This window comes from Methylobacterium sp. UNC300MFChir4.1, assembly GCF_900110155.1.
Taxonomy (GTDB): domain Bacteria; phylum Pseudomonadota; class Alphaproteobacteria; order Rhizobiales; family Beijerinckiaceae; genus Methylobacterium.
Map to the genome: position 1 here is coordinate 88,513 of NZ_FOCS01000012.1, position 14,355 is coordinate 102,867.

Here is a 14,355-nt window from a genome sequence, read left to right on the forward strand (position 1 = left end):
GGATTCCTCCGGGGCGAGGCCCCGGCCGGGACCTCAGTGCAGGCTGCGGCGGACGTGCGGGCTGTCGAGGGAGAAGGCGGGGATCTCGGCCTCGAAGCTCTCGCCGGCCACCGTCGCCATGGTGTAGCTGCCGGCCATCAACCCGTCGGGCGTGTTGAGCGGACAGCCGCTGGTGTAGCAGAAGGACTCGCCCGGCTCCAGCACCGGCTGCTTACCGACCACGCCGGTGCCGCGCACTTCCTGGCAGGCCCCGTGCCCGTCGATGATCCGCCAGTGGCGCGAGCGCAGCTGGACCTGCTCGCTGCCGTTGTTCACGATCTCGACCGTGTAGGCGAAGAAGTACCGGCTCTCGGTCGGCGAGGACTCCTCCTCGACGAAACGAGACTGGACCGTCACACTTATTCCCCGCGTCTCGGCCTTGTACATCGCCCTAATTGGCCCTTCTTCGGACGGTACGACTCGCGGAAGCCGAATGGAACGCGCTTCCCGGCCGGTGGTAGTGGGCGGCGGAATCGCCGTCAATTGCGGCGGACTACCTCGCGCGGCGCGGCGGGCCGCCGGTCGCGGCGCCGGCCTCACGAGGCCTCCGGACGCGGTTAAGCCCGCGTTAGCGGGTCCAGGCGGACAACGCTGCTCGGCGTGACGCGGACCGGCCGGGGCGCGCGAGGGAGTCAGGGGCGCGATGAACGCGGGCGCAGCGACGGGAGCCGCCGAGACGAGCGCGGACGGCCGATCCGGCATCCTGCCGGCCCAGGCGATCGCCGCCCTCGCGCAGGCGGGCGGCATCCGGAATGCGAGCCCCTTCGCGGCCGATCAGATCCAGCCCGCGAGCCTCGACCTGCGCCTGGGCGCCAGGGCCTACCGGGTGCGGACGAGCTTCCTGCCCGGCTCGGGACGGACGGTCCAGGCCTGCGTCGACCGGCTGTCGCTGCACGCCGTGGATCTGCGCCCGGGCGCCGTCCTGGAGACGGGCTGCGTCTACATCGCGGAGCTCCAGGAGAGCCTCGCCCTGCCGGCCGATCTCGCGGCGGCCGCGAACCCGAAGAGCTCGACCGGGCGCATCGACGTCTTCACCCGCGTGATCACCGACCGGGGCGAGGCCTTCGATCAGGTCGAGCCCGGCTACGACGGGCCGCTCTACGCGGAGATCTCGCCGCGGACCTTCCCGGTCCTCGTGCGCAGCGGCTCGCGGCTGTCGCAGATCCGCTTCCGCCGCGGGGCGCCGCGGCTGACCGAGGCCGAGCTCGGCCTGCTGCACGCCCGCTCGGCCCTGGTCGACGCCGGCAGCCCGTCCTTCCAGGGCGGCGTCGCGGTCTCGGTCGACCTCGCCGGCTTCGACGGCCTCGTCGGCTACCGGGCCAAGCGCCACACCGGCCTCGTCGACGTCGACGCCCCCGGCCGCCACCGGGCCGCGGATTTCTGGGAACCCCTCGCCGCCGACGGATCGGGCAGCCTGATCCTCGATCCCGGCCAGTTCTACATCCTGGCCTCCAAGGAGGCCGTGCAGGTCCCGCCGGACCACGCCGCCGAGATGGTGCCGTTCGATCCCCTCGTGGGCGAGTTCCGCGTCCACTACGCGGGCTTCTTCGACCCGGGCTTCGGCTATGCCGGGGCCGGCGGGGCGGGCGCGCGGGCCGTGCTGGAGGTCCGCTCCCGCGACGTGCCCTTCCTTCTGGAGGACGGGCAGATCGTCGGCCGCCTCGTCTACGAGCGGATGCTCGACCTGCCGGAGACGCTCTACGGGGCGGGGGCCGGCTCGAACTACCAGGCCCAGGGGCTCAAGCTCTCGAAGCACTTCGCCCTGTAGTCCGGCCCGGACGCGCCGACGGGAGCATCGATCGCATGGACGCCGTGGACCGGAAGATCCTCGATCTCCTCCAGCAGGACGCGACGCTCCCGGTGGCCGAACTCGCCGAGCAGGTCGGCATCAGCGCGGCGCCGTGCTGGCGGCGGGTGAAGAAGCTGGAGGCCTCCGGGGTGATCCGCCGCCGGGTCGCCCTGGTGGACCGCCGCAAGGTCAACGTCCCCACCACGGTGTTCGTGGCCGTGAAGGCGCCGCGCCACGCCGCAGACTGGTCGGACGCGTTCCGGCGGGTGGTCGCCGGCTTCCCGGAGATCGTCGAGGCGTGGCGCCTGACCGGCGAGATCGACTACCTGCTGCGGATCGTGGTGCCCGATATCGAGGCCTACGACGCGGTCTACCAGCGCCTCATCGCCAAGCTCGACTTCTCGAACCTGTCCTCCTCCATCGCCATGGAGGAGATGAAGTACACGACCGCCGTCCCGACGATCTACGTGGCGTGACCCGACCGCGCCGCGGCGGGGCTCAGCCCGCCGCCACCGCGTAGGTGCGGTGGATCGACGAGTCCTGCGCCCGGTGATCGTAGCCGTAGACGTGGATCGAGACGGCCGCCTCCGGCCCGTCATTGGCGATCCGGTGCAGGTTCGGCCCCGTGGGCATCATGCAGGCGACGAAGCCGGGCTCGCGGACGGCGTCCATGGTCGCCACCGCGTGGGTCTCGCTGATCGGGCGATACCACGTCTCCCGGAGGCTGCCGCGCAGCAGGCCGAAGCAGCACGAGCAGTGGTGGTCATGGACCGGCGTGACCGTGCCGGGCGCCCAGACCATCGCCCAGACGCTGATCGCCTCGGTGCCGAACAGGAGGTTCCGGCTCAGGCCGGGCCCCCGGCCGACCAGCCGCGACGGGTCGAGCAGATCCGGCTGGGCCAGCAGGCGCACCAGGGTCGCCCGGGCCGAGGCCAGATAGGCCTCCGGCGAGCGGCTCGCGGAGCGCGCGAGGTTCGCCAGCATCGCCTCGACGTCGGTCGGGGTGGTGGTCTGCGGCATCGGCGGGTCTCCTTCGGTGCCCTTTCACGAGGCTGCACGAAGGATACCCAGAGGCTGGCGATGACGGGTTGCGTTCTCGAGCGTCATCACGTGCGACGTGGCAATGCCATTGCTCGGGGACGCCCGAGTAAGAAATGGTGTTGCGCGCGCCCGATCATTCCCGCGCGGCTGACGCCGGCGCGGCGGGTTCAGCCGGCCGCGGCCTCGTCGAGCAGCCACGCCACGGCGCCCGCGCTGGTCACGCGGCCGGCCGGCAGGGTCTGGCCGGCGGCCAGCCGGGCCAGCGGGGCCCGCTTGCCGGCCCCGGTGACGAGGAACAGCACGTGCCGGGACGACGCCAGCGCCGGCAGCGTCAGGCTGATCCGCGGAACGAACGGCTCCAGGCCGGCCTCGGGCACGGCGACGACGAGCCGCCGGGTCTCGTCGACGGCGGGCTTGCCGGGAAACAGCGAGGCGGTGTGCCCGTCCTCGCCGAGGCCGAGCAGCACGAGGTCGAACAGCGGGCGGGCCGGATCGAGGCGCTCGGCCCCGTAGAAGTCGAGGAGCGTCCGCTCGTAGGCGCGGGCGCCCGCCTCCGGGCCCGCGTCCGACGGGATGAAGTGGAGATGCGTCGGCGGGATCCGGGACCCGTGCCCGAACGCCTCCCGGACCATCCGGACATTGCTGCGCGGATCGTCCCACGGCACGGCGCGGTCATCGCCGAAGAACCAGTGGATCCGCTCCCACGGCACCCGGGCCGCGTAGTCCGGCCCGGCGAGCAGGCCGTACAGCACCTTGGGCGTCGAGCCGCCCGAGAGGCAGAGCGCGATCCGGTCGGACCGGCTCTCGCCGCAGGCCACGATGATCCGCTCGGCCGCCTCGCGGGCGACCGCCTCCGGATCCTTCAGGACGTGGGTTCCGACGGGAAGACTCATGGGTTCGGGCCCTGCGGCTTCGGGGGTCGGACAGGTCGGCCGGCGGGCGTCCCGCTCAGCCCTTCGGCTCCTGGTGGCCGCCGAAGCCCTTGCGCATCGCCGAGAGCAGCTTGTCGGCGTAGCTCGCGTGCTCGCGGGAGCGGAAGCGGCGGTAGAGCGCGGCGGAGAGCACCGTCGCCGGGACGCCCTCCTCGACGGCGGCGTTGATGGTCCAGCGGCCCTCGCCCGAATCCTCGACGTAGCCGGAGAAGTCGGTGAGCTGCTCGTCGCCCGCGAGTGCCTGGGCGGTCAGGTCGAGCAGCCAGGACGAGACGACGCTGCCGCGGCGCCAGACCTCGGCGATGTCGCCCATGTTGAGATCGAAGCGGCGCTCGGCCGGCAGGTCGGACGCGTTGGCGTGGCGGAGGATGTCGAAGCCCTCCGCGTAGGCCTGCATCAGGCCGTACTCGATGCCGTTATGGACCATCTTGACGAAGTGGCCGGCGCCGGTCGGGCCCGCGTGAATGTAGCCCTGCTCGGCGCGGGGGTCGCGCCCCTCGCGGTTCGGCGTCTTCGGGATGTCGCCGATGCCGGGCGCCAGGGTCTTGAAGATCGGGTCGAGGCGGTCGACGGCTTCCTTGTCCCCGCCGATCATCATGCAGTAGCCGCGCTCCAGGCCCCAGACGCCGCCCGAAGTGCCGACATCCACGTAGTGCAGGCCCTTCTCCTTCAGGACGGCCCCGCGGCGGACATCGTCGCCGTAGAAGGAGTTGCCGCCGTCGATGATGCAGTCGTCCGCCTGCATCAGCCCCGAGAGCGCCTGGACGGTCTGCTCGGTGATCGCCCCGGCCGGCAGCATCACCCAGGCCGCGCGCGGCACCTCGAGCTTCAAGACCAGGTCCTCCAGGCTCGACGCGCCGACCGCGCCGGCCTCGACCAGGGCGGCGACGGCCGCCGGGTTCTGGTCGAACACCACGGCTGTGTGCCCGTCGCGCAGGAGACGCCGGACGATGTTGCCGCCCATCCGGCCGAGGCCGATCATGCCGAGTTGCATTGCTGCCCTTCCTTACCGATTGCCCCCGCGCGGCGAGGGTCAGGCCCCTACGGCTTCACCGTCGTCACAGGCGATCCGCCGCGGCGGACCGGCGGCGGGCCGGGAAGCCCCCCGCCGGCGGTCCGGGACGGCTAGACGACCGCCATCTTCAGGGCCGCCGCGACCCGGACGAGGCCGGCCTTCGTGTCGCCGCCCTTGAGGTGGACGCGCAGCGCCCGCCGGCCGCGCTCGGCGAGGACGGCGAAGTCGCCCCGCGCCTGCGCCGCGACGACGGTGCTGAACCCGAGCTTCCGGCCCGGGATCGGCAGGTCCTCGGCAGCGTCCGCGGTGATCTGCAGGAACACGCCGGTGTCCGGGCCGCCCTTGTAGGCCTGGCCGGTCGAGTGGAGGAACCGCGGCCCGAACTCCAGGCAGGTCGCGACCTTGCGGGCGTCGCGCACGGCGATCCGCGGCTCCTGCAGGATCGCGGCGGACTCGGCGTCGCGCGGGACGTAGGCCAGGAGCCCCAGGTAATCGCCGTCCTTCAGGCGGCCGATCTGCGCCTTGATCGCGGCCTCGAGCCCCTCGGCGGCCGGCTTGAGGGCGTCGGCGTTCCGCGGATCGGCGTAGAGCGCGACCCAGTCGTCCTCGTAGAGCGGCGTCTCGGCGGGGAGGGCGCCCTTCGCCTCGGCCTCGGCGAACAGCTTCTTCGTCTCGACCTTGCTGGCCTCGACGTCGGGCTGGTCGAACGGGTTGATCCCGATCACCGCGCCGGCCACCGCGGTCGCCATCTCCAGGCGGTAGAATTCCTGCGGCAGCTGCTCGATCGAGTCGAGGGTGATGCGGGCGATCGGGTGGCCGTCCCGCTCCAGGGCGCGCAGGGCCTCGTCCTGCGCGGCCTCGGCGTTGCCGTCGAGGCGCAGGTAGACGAAGAACCGGTCGTGGCCGTAGACGGCCGGGACGCCGACCGGCTCGCCGTCCACCGGCACGAGGCCCTTGCCCTGCTTGCCGGTCGATTCCGCGATCAGCTGCTCGGCCCAGGCGCCGAAGCTCGCGATCGCCGGCGAGGCGACGATCGTCACCTTGTCGCGGCCGGCGAGCGCCACGGCGCCGATGGCCGTGCCCAGCAGGACGCCCGGGTTCACGGCCGGCGGCACGGCCGGGCCGCAGGAGCGGACCATGATGCGGGCGGTCTCGAGGAGCGCCTTCACGTCGAGGCCCATGGCGGCGGCCGGCACGAGGCCGAAGGCCGAGAGCACCGAGTAGCGCCCGCCGATCTGCTTCACGCCGTAGAAGATCTTTTTGAACCCATCCGCCTTGGCGGCGCGCTCCATGTCGGAGCCCGGATCGGTCACGGCCACGAAGTGGTCGCCGGCCTTCTCGCCGAGCACGTCCTTCGCGCGGGCCAGGAAGTAGTCGCGGAAGACGTTCGGCTCCAGGGTCGAGCCGGACTTGGACGCGACGATGAACAGCGTCCGGGCCAGGTCGATGCTCGCCTCCAGGGCGCGCACCTGATCCGGGTGGGTCGAGTCGAGGATCTGGAGCTTCGGGAACCCCTCGCGCTGGCCGTAGGTCAGGCTCAGGACCTCCGGGCCGAGGCTCGACCCGCCCATGCCCAGCACCACGGCGTCGGTGAAGCCCTGCGCCTTCACCCAGTCGGAGAAGGCGGCGTAGTCGGCGGCCTTCTCGAGCTCCTCCTCGACGATGTGCAGCCAGCCGAGCCAGTTCGCCTCGTCGTGGCCGGACCAGACCGAGGCGTCGCCCGCCCAGAGCCGGCGGATCGACCCGCTGGCGCGCCAGGATTCGACGGCCTTCTTGGCCTCGGCCGCCAGGGTGTCGTCCATGGCGAGGCTCTGCCCGTCCAGACGGTGCCCCAGCAGCGCGACGCGCTTGCCGGCGACGGCGCCCAGCAGGTTGTCGGCGGCGTCGATGAAGAGCTGCACGCCCTCCTTCACCAGCTGCTCGGCGACCGCCTCGATGTCGATCCCGGCCCGGGCGAGGCGGTTCATCACCGCCTCGGCGCCGGGCACGTCCTCCTCGATCGTGGCCCGCACGACGCCGTGGTCGCGGAACGCGTCCATGGTGGCCGGCGGCATCGTGTTGACGGTGTTCGGCCCGATCAGCTCCTCGACGTAGAGGACGTCGGAATAGGCCTTGTTCTTCACGCCCGTGGAGGCCCAGAGCAGCCGCTGCGCCTTGGCGCCCTTCTCGGCCAGGGCGGTCCACTTGGATTCGGCGAAGATCGTCTTGTAGCGCTGGTAGGCGAGCTTGGCGTTGGCGATCGCCACCTTGCCCTTCAGCTGCTCCAGGGCGAACTTCTCGTCCGGGTCGTTGGCCTGCGCGATCTTCTCGTCGAGGAGCTTGTCGACCAGGACGTCGATGCGGCTGATGAAGAAGCTCGCCACGCTGGCGATCCGCGAGACGTCGTGGCCGGCCTTCGCGCGCGCGTCGAGACCGTCGATGAAGGCGCGCGCCACGGCCTCGTAGGCCTCCTGCGAGAACAGCAGGGTGACGTTGATCGAGATGCCCTCGCTCGTCAGCTGCTGGATCGCCGGGATCCCCTCCGGGGTGGCCGGCACCTTGACCATCAGGTTGTCGCGGGAGACCGCCTTGTGCAGGCGGCGCGCCTCGGCCAGCGTCGCCTCGGTGTCGAGGGCGAGGTAGGGCGAGACCTCCAGGCTGACGTAGCCGTCGGCGCCGTCGCTCGCCTCGTAGACCGGGCGGAGCACGTCGGCGGCCGCCTGGATGTCGGCGATGGCGAGCCCCTCGTAGAGGTCGATGACGCGGCTGTCGCCGGTCGCCTGCACGGCCTTCAGGCTGTCGTCGTACTCGTCCGAGTGGCCGATCGCCTTCTCGAAGATCGACGGGTTGGAGGTGACGCCCCGCAGGCCGTCGCGCTCCACGAGCTGCTTCAGCTCGCCCTTCTCGATGAATCCGCGGGCCACGAAGTCGAGCCAGACCGCTTGATCCTGTTCGTCGTGCAGGGCCTTGAGCGCGTTCATGTCGGTTCCTCGCCTCGCGTACCGCGTACTCTCGCCCGAACGCACCCTCCCGCCCGGACCGGGCGGGAGAGCAGGCCCCCGGGCTACTTCCTGTGCTTGGCCACCTGCGCCTTCGCGGCGTCCAGGACCTTCTCGGGGGTAAAACCGAACTTGGTCTGGAGATCCTTGATCGGCGCCGAGGCGCCGAAGGTGTGCATGCCGATGATCGCGCCCTCGGAACCGGCGTAGCGGTCCCAGCCGATGACGCTGCCCTGCTCGACGGCCACCCGGGCCTTGACGGCGGGGGGCAGCACCGAGTCGCGGTAGGCCTCGTCCTGGCGCTCGAACAGGTCCCAGGACGGCATCGACACGACCCGGGCCTTCACCCCCTCGGCCTTCAGGGCCTCGTAGGCACCGACGCAGAGCTGCACCTCGGAGCCCGAGGCGAGCAGGATCACGTCGGGCGTGCCCTCGCTGTCGGCCAGCACGTAGCCGCCCTTGGCGGTGCCGGAGGCGGCCCCGTACTTCGCGCGGTCGAGGGTCGGCAGCGGCTGGCGCGAGAGGGCGAGAACCGCCGGCTGGTTCTTCAGCGTGAAGATCACCCGGTAGGCCTCGGCGACCTCGTTGGCGTCGGCCGGGCGCAGGGTCACGAGGCCCGGGATGCAGCGCAGCGACAGGAGCTGCTCCACCGGCTGGTGGGTCGGCCCGTCCTCGCCCACGCCGATCGAGTCGTGGGTGAAGATGTGGAAGACCGGCAGCTCCATGAGCGAGGCGAGCCGGATCGGCGGGCGCATGTAGTCGGCGAAGACCAGGAAGGTCGCGCCGTAGGCCCGCAGCCCGGAGAGGCCGAGCCCGTTCACGATCGAGCCCATGGCGTGCTCGCGGACGCCGAAATGCAGGTTGCGGCCGCCCGGCGAGAACGGGCCGAACGAGCCCGCGCCCTCGAAGGTCAGGTTGGACTTGTTGGACGGCGCCAGATCGGCCGAGCCGCCGAGAAGGAACGGCACGTGCTGGGCGATGGCGTTCAGCACCTTGCCGGAGGATTCGCGGGTGGCGAGGCCCTTGGCGTCCGGCTCGAAGACCGGGATGTCCTTGTCCCAGCCCTCCGGCAGGCGGCCTTCCAGGAAGGCGTTCAGGTCCTCGGCGTGGGCGGCGTCCGCCTCCTTCGCCTTGGCGAGCAGGCCCTGCCACGAATCGTAGAGGCCGGCGCCGCGCTTGCCGATGCCGTTGCGGAAGTTCTCCTGCACGCCGTCCGGCACGAGGAACTGCGCGTCCTCCGGCCAGCCGTAGGCGCGCTTGGCGCCCTTCACCTCGTCCTCGCCGAGCGCGTCGGAGTGGGCCTTGGAGGTGCCCTGCTTCTTCGGGGCGCCGTAGCCGATCACCGACTTGACGATGATGAGCGTCGGGCGGTCGTTGGTGGCCAGGAAGGTCTCGATCGAGCCCGCCAGCGCGTGCACGTCGTTGGCGTCGGCGACGCGCAGCACCTGCCAGCCGTAGGCCAGGAAGCGGGTCGCGACCTCCTCGCCGAAGGCCAGCTCCGTGTGGCCCTCGATGGTGACGGTGTTGTCGTCGTAGATCCAGCAGAGGTTGGCGAGCCGCAGGTGGCCGGCGAGCGAGGCGGCCTCCGAGGCGACGCCCTCCATCAGGTCGCCGTCCGAGCAGACGGCGTAGACGTTGTAGTCGAACAGCGGCAGGTTCGGCCGGTTCAGGTGCTGGCCGAGGAAGCGGCTGCCCATGGCCATGCCGACCGAGTTGGCGACGCCCTGGCCGAGCGGGCCCGTGGTGGTCTCGACGCCGGTGGTGAAGTGGTATTCCGGGTGGCCCGGGGTCCGGCTGTCGAGCTGCCGGAACTTCTTGATGTCCTCCAGCGACACCGCCGGGGCATTGCCGCCGTCGCTCTCGGCGACGCCCGCGAGGTGCAGCAGCCCGTAGAGCAGCATCGAGGCGTGGCCGCAGGACAGCACGAACCGGTCGCGGTTCGGCCAGTGCGGGTGCGCCGGGTCGTAGCGCAGGTAGCGGTTCCACAGCGTGTAGGCGACCGGCGCCAGCGCCATGGGCGCGCCGGCATGGCCCGAATTGGCCTTCTGCACCGCGTCGATGGCGAGCGTCCGGATCGTGTTGATGCTGAGCGTATCGATCTCAGCGAGGGCCGCCTTGGCGGGAGTGTCAGCACCGCTCATGATGTCGCGTCTTCCAGTTCGCCTCGCGCGGTCCGCTTCGCGGCTTCGCGCTGCCGTAGGACGGCGGGAGGAGCTCCGTTGGCCTTACCACCCTGCCGATCCGCCGGCCCTTCGCCGCGCGTATAGCTGAGGAGCGTGTTGACGAGGGCGACGTGGGTGAACGCCTGAGGGAAGTTACCCACAAGACGCTTGGCTTGCACGTCGTATTCCTCGCTGACGAGGCCGAGATCGGTGCAGATGCCGATCAGGCGCTCGATCAGTGCCCCGGCCTCGTCGCGCCGCCCCAGGCCGATGAGGTTGTCCACGTACCAGAAGGTGCAGGGCAGGAAAGCCCCCTCGGAGCCGGTCAGCCCGTCGGTGGTCTGCCCCTCGGTCTCGTAGCGGAGGATGAAGCCGTCCCGCATCAGCCCCTTGCCGATCGCCTCCACGGTGCCGACCACCCGGGGATCGTGCTGCGGCAGGAAGCCGGTATGGGCGATGAGCAGGAGGCTCGCGTCCAGGGCCTTCGCGCCGTAGGACTGGACGAAGCTGTTGAGGGCAGGGTCGAAGCCCTTCTCGCAGACCTCGGCGTGGATCTCGTCCTTGACGGCGCGCCAGCGCTCGGCCTGCTCCTGCGTGGCGCCGTTCTCGTGCATCTCGTGCATGCGCAGCGCCCGGTCGAACGCCACCCAGGCCATGACCTTCGAGTGCGTGAAGTGGCGACGCCCGCCGCGCACCTCCCAGATCCCCTCGTCGGGCTCGCGCCACGCGGTCTCCAGGTGGTTCAGGATCGCGAGGCCGACCCGCAGGCCGTCCTTGCTCACCGGCAGGCCGCGGGCATGGGCCTGGTAGAGCGCGTCGAACAGCTCGCCGTAGACGTCGAGCTGGAACTGGCTGGCGGCGGCGTTGCCGATGCGGACGGGCCGCGAGTTCTCGTAGCCCGGCAGCCAGTCCAGCTCGATCTCGGGCAGCAGCCGCTCGCCGGCGATGCCGTAGAGGATGTGCGCCTGCTCGGGATTGCCCGCCACGGCCCGCAGCAGCCAGCCCAGCCAGTCGCGCGCCTCGTCGATGTAGCCCCCGTCCATCAGGGCGATCAGCGTCAGCGTCGAGTCGCGCAGCCAGCAGAACCGGTAATCCCAGTTGCGGATCCCGCCGAGCCCCTCCGGCAGGGAGGCCGTGGGCGCCGCCACGATGCCGCCGGTGGGCTCGTAGATCAGCGCCTTGAGGGTCAGGAGGGAGCGCTGGAGCATCCGGTCCCAGCCCGTGCCGCCGGCGCAGCGCGACGACCATTCGCGCCAGTGCTGGTCGGTGGCCTCGAGGACCTTGCGCGGCTCGATCGGGGGCGGGTCCTCCTCGTGGGAGGGACCGTAGCTCAGGACGAACCGGTGCTTGTCACCGGCATGGACGGTGAACTCGGACACCGTCGTCTGCGCGTCCGATCCCTTGAGATGGACGTCGGTGCGCAGCACGACCTTGTGCGGGCCCGAGACGGCGCGCAGGTCGCCCAGCTCCGAGCGGGACACCCAGGGCACGGCCGAGCCGTAATCGAACCGGACCGCCATCTCCATCCGCATGGCGACGCGCCCGTGCACGCCCTCGACGAGCCGCACCAGATGGGACCCGTCGCCGACCGGCATGAAATCCGTGACCAGGACCTCGCCCTGCCGCGTGGTGTGGCGGGTCTCCAGCACGAGGCTGCCCGGCCGATAGGACCAGCGCGTCTCGACGTGCTCGGCCTCGGGGAAGATCTTCCAGAAGCCGTGCGCCTCGGTTCCCAGTAGGCTGGTGAACAGGGCGGCCGCGTCGAAGCGCGGCCAGCACAACCAGTCGACGCTGCCCTGACGGCTGATCAACGCCGCGCTCCGGCAATCCCCGACGAGCGCGTAATCCTCGATGCGTGCAGCCATCCGGCCCCGGCCCCGGTCCGCGGCCGGCAGTCCGGGCCGTCCGCTGCGACGCACCTAGGACGTCCGGTCACGAGATCCAGAGGTCGGGGTACCCGCTGCCCGACGCGGTCAGCGCAGGCAGTCGGCCACCGCCAGGGCCACCGTGCCCTGGACCACCCTCGCGCTGCTGCGCACGAGATTCGCCGCGTCGCCGACGGCCCGCGCGGCCGGAACCAGGGTCTCCACCACCGAGGCCGCGAAGGGCATGGCCTGCGACGGGAGCAGGGCGTCCTCGGCCTCATCGGCCGCCCCGCGGGCGGGCGCCATGGGATCGGTGTTGCTGCGGGGCGTCTCGGGGCAGCGCCGGCCGGGGCAGGCGCGCCGGCCCGCGGCCGCGACGTGGGCGTTCGCCCGTGCGGCCACGGCCGGACGGGCGGGCAGGGACCCCGTCCGCGCGATCACGGCGTCGAGCGGGTACTGCTCGGCGAACGCGATCACGGCGGGCGGGCGGCCCGGCGCCGCGACGGCGGCGATCGGCGCGAAATCCGTGGGTCCGGGCGCGGCGGACACGCCCGCTTCGACCCGGGCGCCGGGCTGCCCCGGCTTCGAGGTCGGGCAGTAGAGCGAGGCCACGCCCAGGATTGCCACGACGGCCAGCGTCGGCAGGAAGGGCATGGACACGCGGCCGTGGGCGGCGGCCGTCAGGGCGGGCTGATCTGGCCTGCGCATCCGAATCACCGATCTCCTTGACCGCCGCGAGGCCTGTACAGTGCGGCCAGCATTGCGGCGGAAGCTGGACCGTTTCTTTGCGCAGCGGTTACTGGTGCCGCAAGGTGGGATTCCGCGGAAACGGGCGCCGCGGGCCCAGCACGGGCACGGGCCTTGCTTAGCTCGCGGCGGCCCGCGCCGGGCCGGCCTCGAGAAGAAGACCCGCCCCGTACCGGGCCACGATGACTGAAACCAATCTCACCGTCGCCGTGATCGACCCGAGCCGCGCCCGCGCGGCCATCCTGGAAGAGGGCCTGCGCGCCGCCGGGATCGGGCGCGTGGTCGTGATTCCCGACACCGCCGACCTCATGGAGCGCGTCGCCGCGCTCAAGCCCGACGTGGTGGTGATCCATCTGGAGAGCCCGAGCCGGGACATCCTGGAGCAGATGTCGGGTGTCTCCCGGCAGGTCGAGCGGCCCGTGGCGATGTTCGTCGACCGCTCGGACTCGACCATGATGCAGGCCGCCGTCGATGCCGGGATCTCCGCCTACGTGGTGGACGGGCTGCGGGCGGAACGGATCAAGTCGATCCTCGACATCGCGATCCTGCGCTTCAACGCCTTCGCGCGCCTCCAGCGCGAGCTGACGGAGGCGCGGGGCGAACTCGCCGATCGCAAGCTGATCGAGCGGGCGAAGGGCATCCTGATGACCATGAAGGGTCTCTCCGAGGACGAGGCGTACAAGCAGCTGCGCCGCAAGGCCATGAACGAGAAGCGCAAGATCGCCGACATCGCCCGGGCGATCGTCACCACCGCGGACCTGCTCGGATGAGGCTCCAGCTCGGCTACGTTCCGCTCTGCGACGCGGCGCCCCTGATCGCGGCCCACGAACTCGGCTTCGCCCGGGCCGAGGGGCTCGACCTCGACCTCACCGCCGAGCCCTCGTGGGCGACGCTGCGCGACCGGCTGGCGCTGGGCCATCTCGACGGCGCGCACATGCTGGCGCCGCTGGCGCTGGCGAGCCGGCTCGCCCTGTCGGGGCCGCCCTCCGACCTGATCGTGCCGCTCCAGCTCAGCACCGACGGCAACGCCGTCACGCTGTCCAACACGCTCTGGGGCGCGATGGACCCGGCCAGCGAGGCCCTGGCGGATGTCGCCCGCGCCTTCGCGGGCGTGGCGGAGGCCCGGCACCGCGCCGGCACCCCGCTGACCCTCGGCACGGTGCATCCCTTCTCGTGCCACAGTTACCAAGTGCGGCTGTTCGCCGAGGCCGGCGGCCTCGACGCGGCGGCGTTCCGCACCGTCGTGGTCCCGCCGCAGCACTGCGTGGAGGCGCTGGCGCGCGGTCTGGTCGACGGGTTCTGCGCGGGCGCGCCCTGGAACGACGTGGCGGTCGCGGCCGGCCACGGGCGTGTGGCCGTCCACGGCAGCGCCCTTGCGCCGAACGCGACCGAGAAGGTGCTGGCCGTCTCCGCGCGGCTCGACGGCGCGATCCTGCCGCTGGTGCGGGCGGTCGCCCGGGCCGGACGCTGGTGCGCGGATCCGGAGAACCGGACCGAACTGATCCATCGCCTCGCCCGCCGGACCTATCTCGACCTCGATCCCGCCCTGGTCGGCCGGGCCTTCGGCGATCCGGACCCGTCCGCCGGGCCCGGCACGCGCATCCGCTTCGGCGCGGCGGTCGAGGAGCCGCGCGCCGCGCAGGCCCGGTGGCTGCTGGAGCAGATGCGGGCGTCGCAGCAGGTGCCCGCGCAGTTCGACATCGCGGCGGCGATCGCGACCGTCTACAGGGCGGATCTGTACCGGGCGGCGATCGCGGATCTCTGACGACGGCGACACTTCGCGCGGT

General features: G+C 71.9%; 12 protein-coding genes. 4 read left to right on the forward strand and 8 right to left on the reverse strand.

The features are described from left to right. Positions 1-33: 33 nt before the first annotated feature. Positions 34-426: a Co2+/Mg2+ efflux protein ApaG gene (gene apaG, locus BMY19_RS17290; RefSeq protein WP_012319280.1), complete on the reverse strand. Its 393-nt coding sequence runs from the start codon at positions 424-426 to the stop codon at positions 34-36. A 256-nt stretch (positions 427-682) separates the two neighbouring features. Here apaG and BMY19_RS17295 point away from each other — a divergent pair, with 256 nt between their 5' ends. Beyond that, entirely contained in the window at positions 683-1,807 is a 1,125-nt protein-coding gene (locus BMY19_RS17295) for a 2'-deoxycytidine 5'-triphosphate deaminase (protein ID WP_100252412.1), read from the forward strand. A 35-nt stretch (positions 1,808-1,842) separates the two neighbouring features. Then, positions 1,843-2,304 carry an Lrp/AsnC family transcriptional regulator gene (locus BMY19_RS17300; RefSeq protein ID WP_012319278.1) on the forward strand — a complete coding sequence of 154 codons (462 nt, stop codon included), beginning with the start codon at positions 1,843-1,845 and terminating at the stop codon, positions 2,302-2,304. Positions 2,305-2,326: 22 nt separating this feature from the next. Here BMY19_RS17300 and BMY19_RS17305 read toward each other — a convergent pair whose 3' ends face one another. The 7 genes from BMY19_RS17305 to BMY19_RS17335 all read right to left on the reverse strand — a co-directional run bounded on the left by BMY19_RS17305 (position 2,327) and on the right by BMY19_RS17335 (position 12,529). Continuing rightward, entirely contained in the window at positions 2,327-2,848 is a 522-nt protein-coding gene (locus BMY19_RS17305; RefSeq protein WP_100252413.1) for a cysteine dioxygenase family protein, read from the reverse strand. Between the two features lie 188 nt (positions 2,849-3,036). After that, the gene (gene pgl / locus BMY19_RS17310; protein WP_100252414.1) at positions 3,037-3,762 is read right to left on the reverse strand and encodes a 6-phosphogluconolactonase; all 726 of its coding nucleotides are present in this window, start codon (positions 3,760-3,762) and stop codon (positions 3,037-3,039) included. Positions 3,763-3,817: 55 nt separating this feature from the next. Next, a complete protein-coding gene (gene gnd / locus BMY19_RS17315; RefSeq protein ID WP_100252415.1) occupies positions 3,818-4,795 on the reverse strand; it encodes a phosphogluconate dehydrogenase (NAD(+)-dependent, decarboxylating) in 978 nt (325 codons plus the stop codon). Between the two features lie 131 nt (positions 4,796-4,926). Further along, positions 4,927-7,776 carry a bifunctional transaldolase/phosoglucose isomerase gene (locus BMY19_RS17320; RefSeq protein WP_100252416.1) on the reverse strand — a complete coding sequence of 950 codons (2,850 nt, stop codon included), beginning with the start codon at positions 7,774-7,776 and terminating at the stop codon, positions 4,927-4,929. Between the two features lie 83 nt (positions 7,777-7,859). Continuing rightward, a complete protein-coding gene (gene tkt / locus BMY19_RS17325) occupies positions 7,860-9,935 on the reverse strand; it encodes a transketolase (RefSeq protein ID WP_091681140.1) in 2,076 nt (691 codons plus the stop codon). Continuing rightward, positions 9,932-11,821: a glycoside hydrolase family 15 protein gene (locus BMY19_RS17330; protein WP_100252417.1), complete on the reverse strand. Its 1,890-nt coding sequence runs from the start codon at positions 11,819-11,821 to the stop codon at positions 9,932-9,934. The genes tkt and BMY19_RS17330 overlap by 4 nt, the downstream gene beginning before the upstream one ends. 108 nt (positions 11,822-11,929) lie before the next feature. Continuing rightward, entirely contained in the window at positions 11,930-12,529 is a 600-nt protein-coding gene (locus BMY19_RS17335) for a hypothetical protein (protein WP_091681144.1), read from the reverse strand. 221 nt (positions 12,530-12,750) lie between these two features. On the opposite strand from BMY19_RS17335, the gene BMY19_RS17340 reads away from it, so the two are divergent. Further along, positions 12,751-13,338 (forward strand): ANTAR domain-containing response regulator, encoded by a 588-nt coding sequence (locus BMY19_RS17340; RefSeq protein WP_026605088.1) that lies wholly within the window; start codon positions 12,751-12,753, stop codon positions 13,336-13,338. Continuing rightward, positions 13,335-14,333, forward strand: coding sequence for a CmpA/NrtA family ABC transporter substrate-binding protein (locus BMY19_RS17345; protein WP_100252418.1), 999 nt, complete (start codon positions 13,335-13,337; stop codon positions 14,331-14,333). The genes BMY19_RS17340 and BMY19_RS17345 overlap by 4 nt, the downstream gene beginning before the upstream one ends. Positions 14,334-14,355 lie beyond the last annotated feature (22 nt).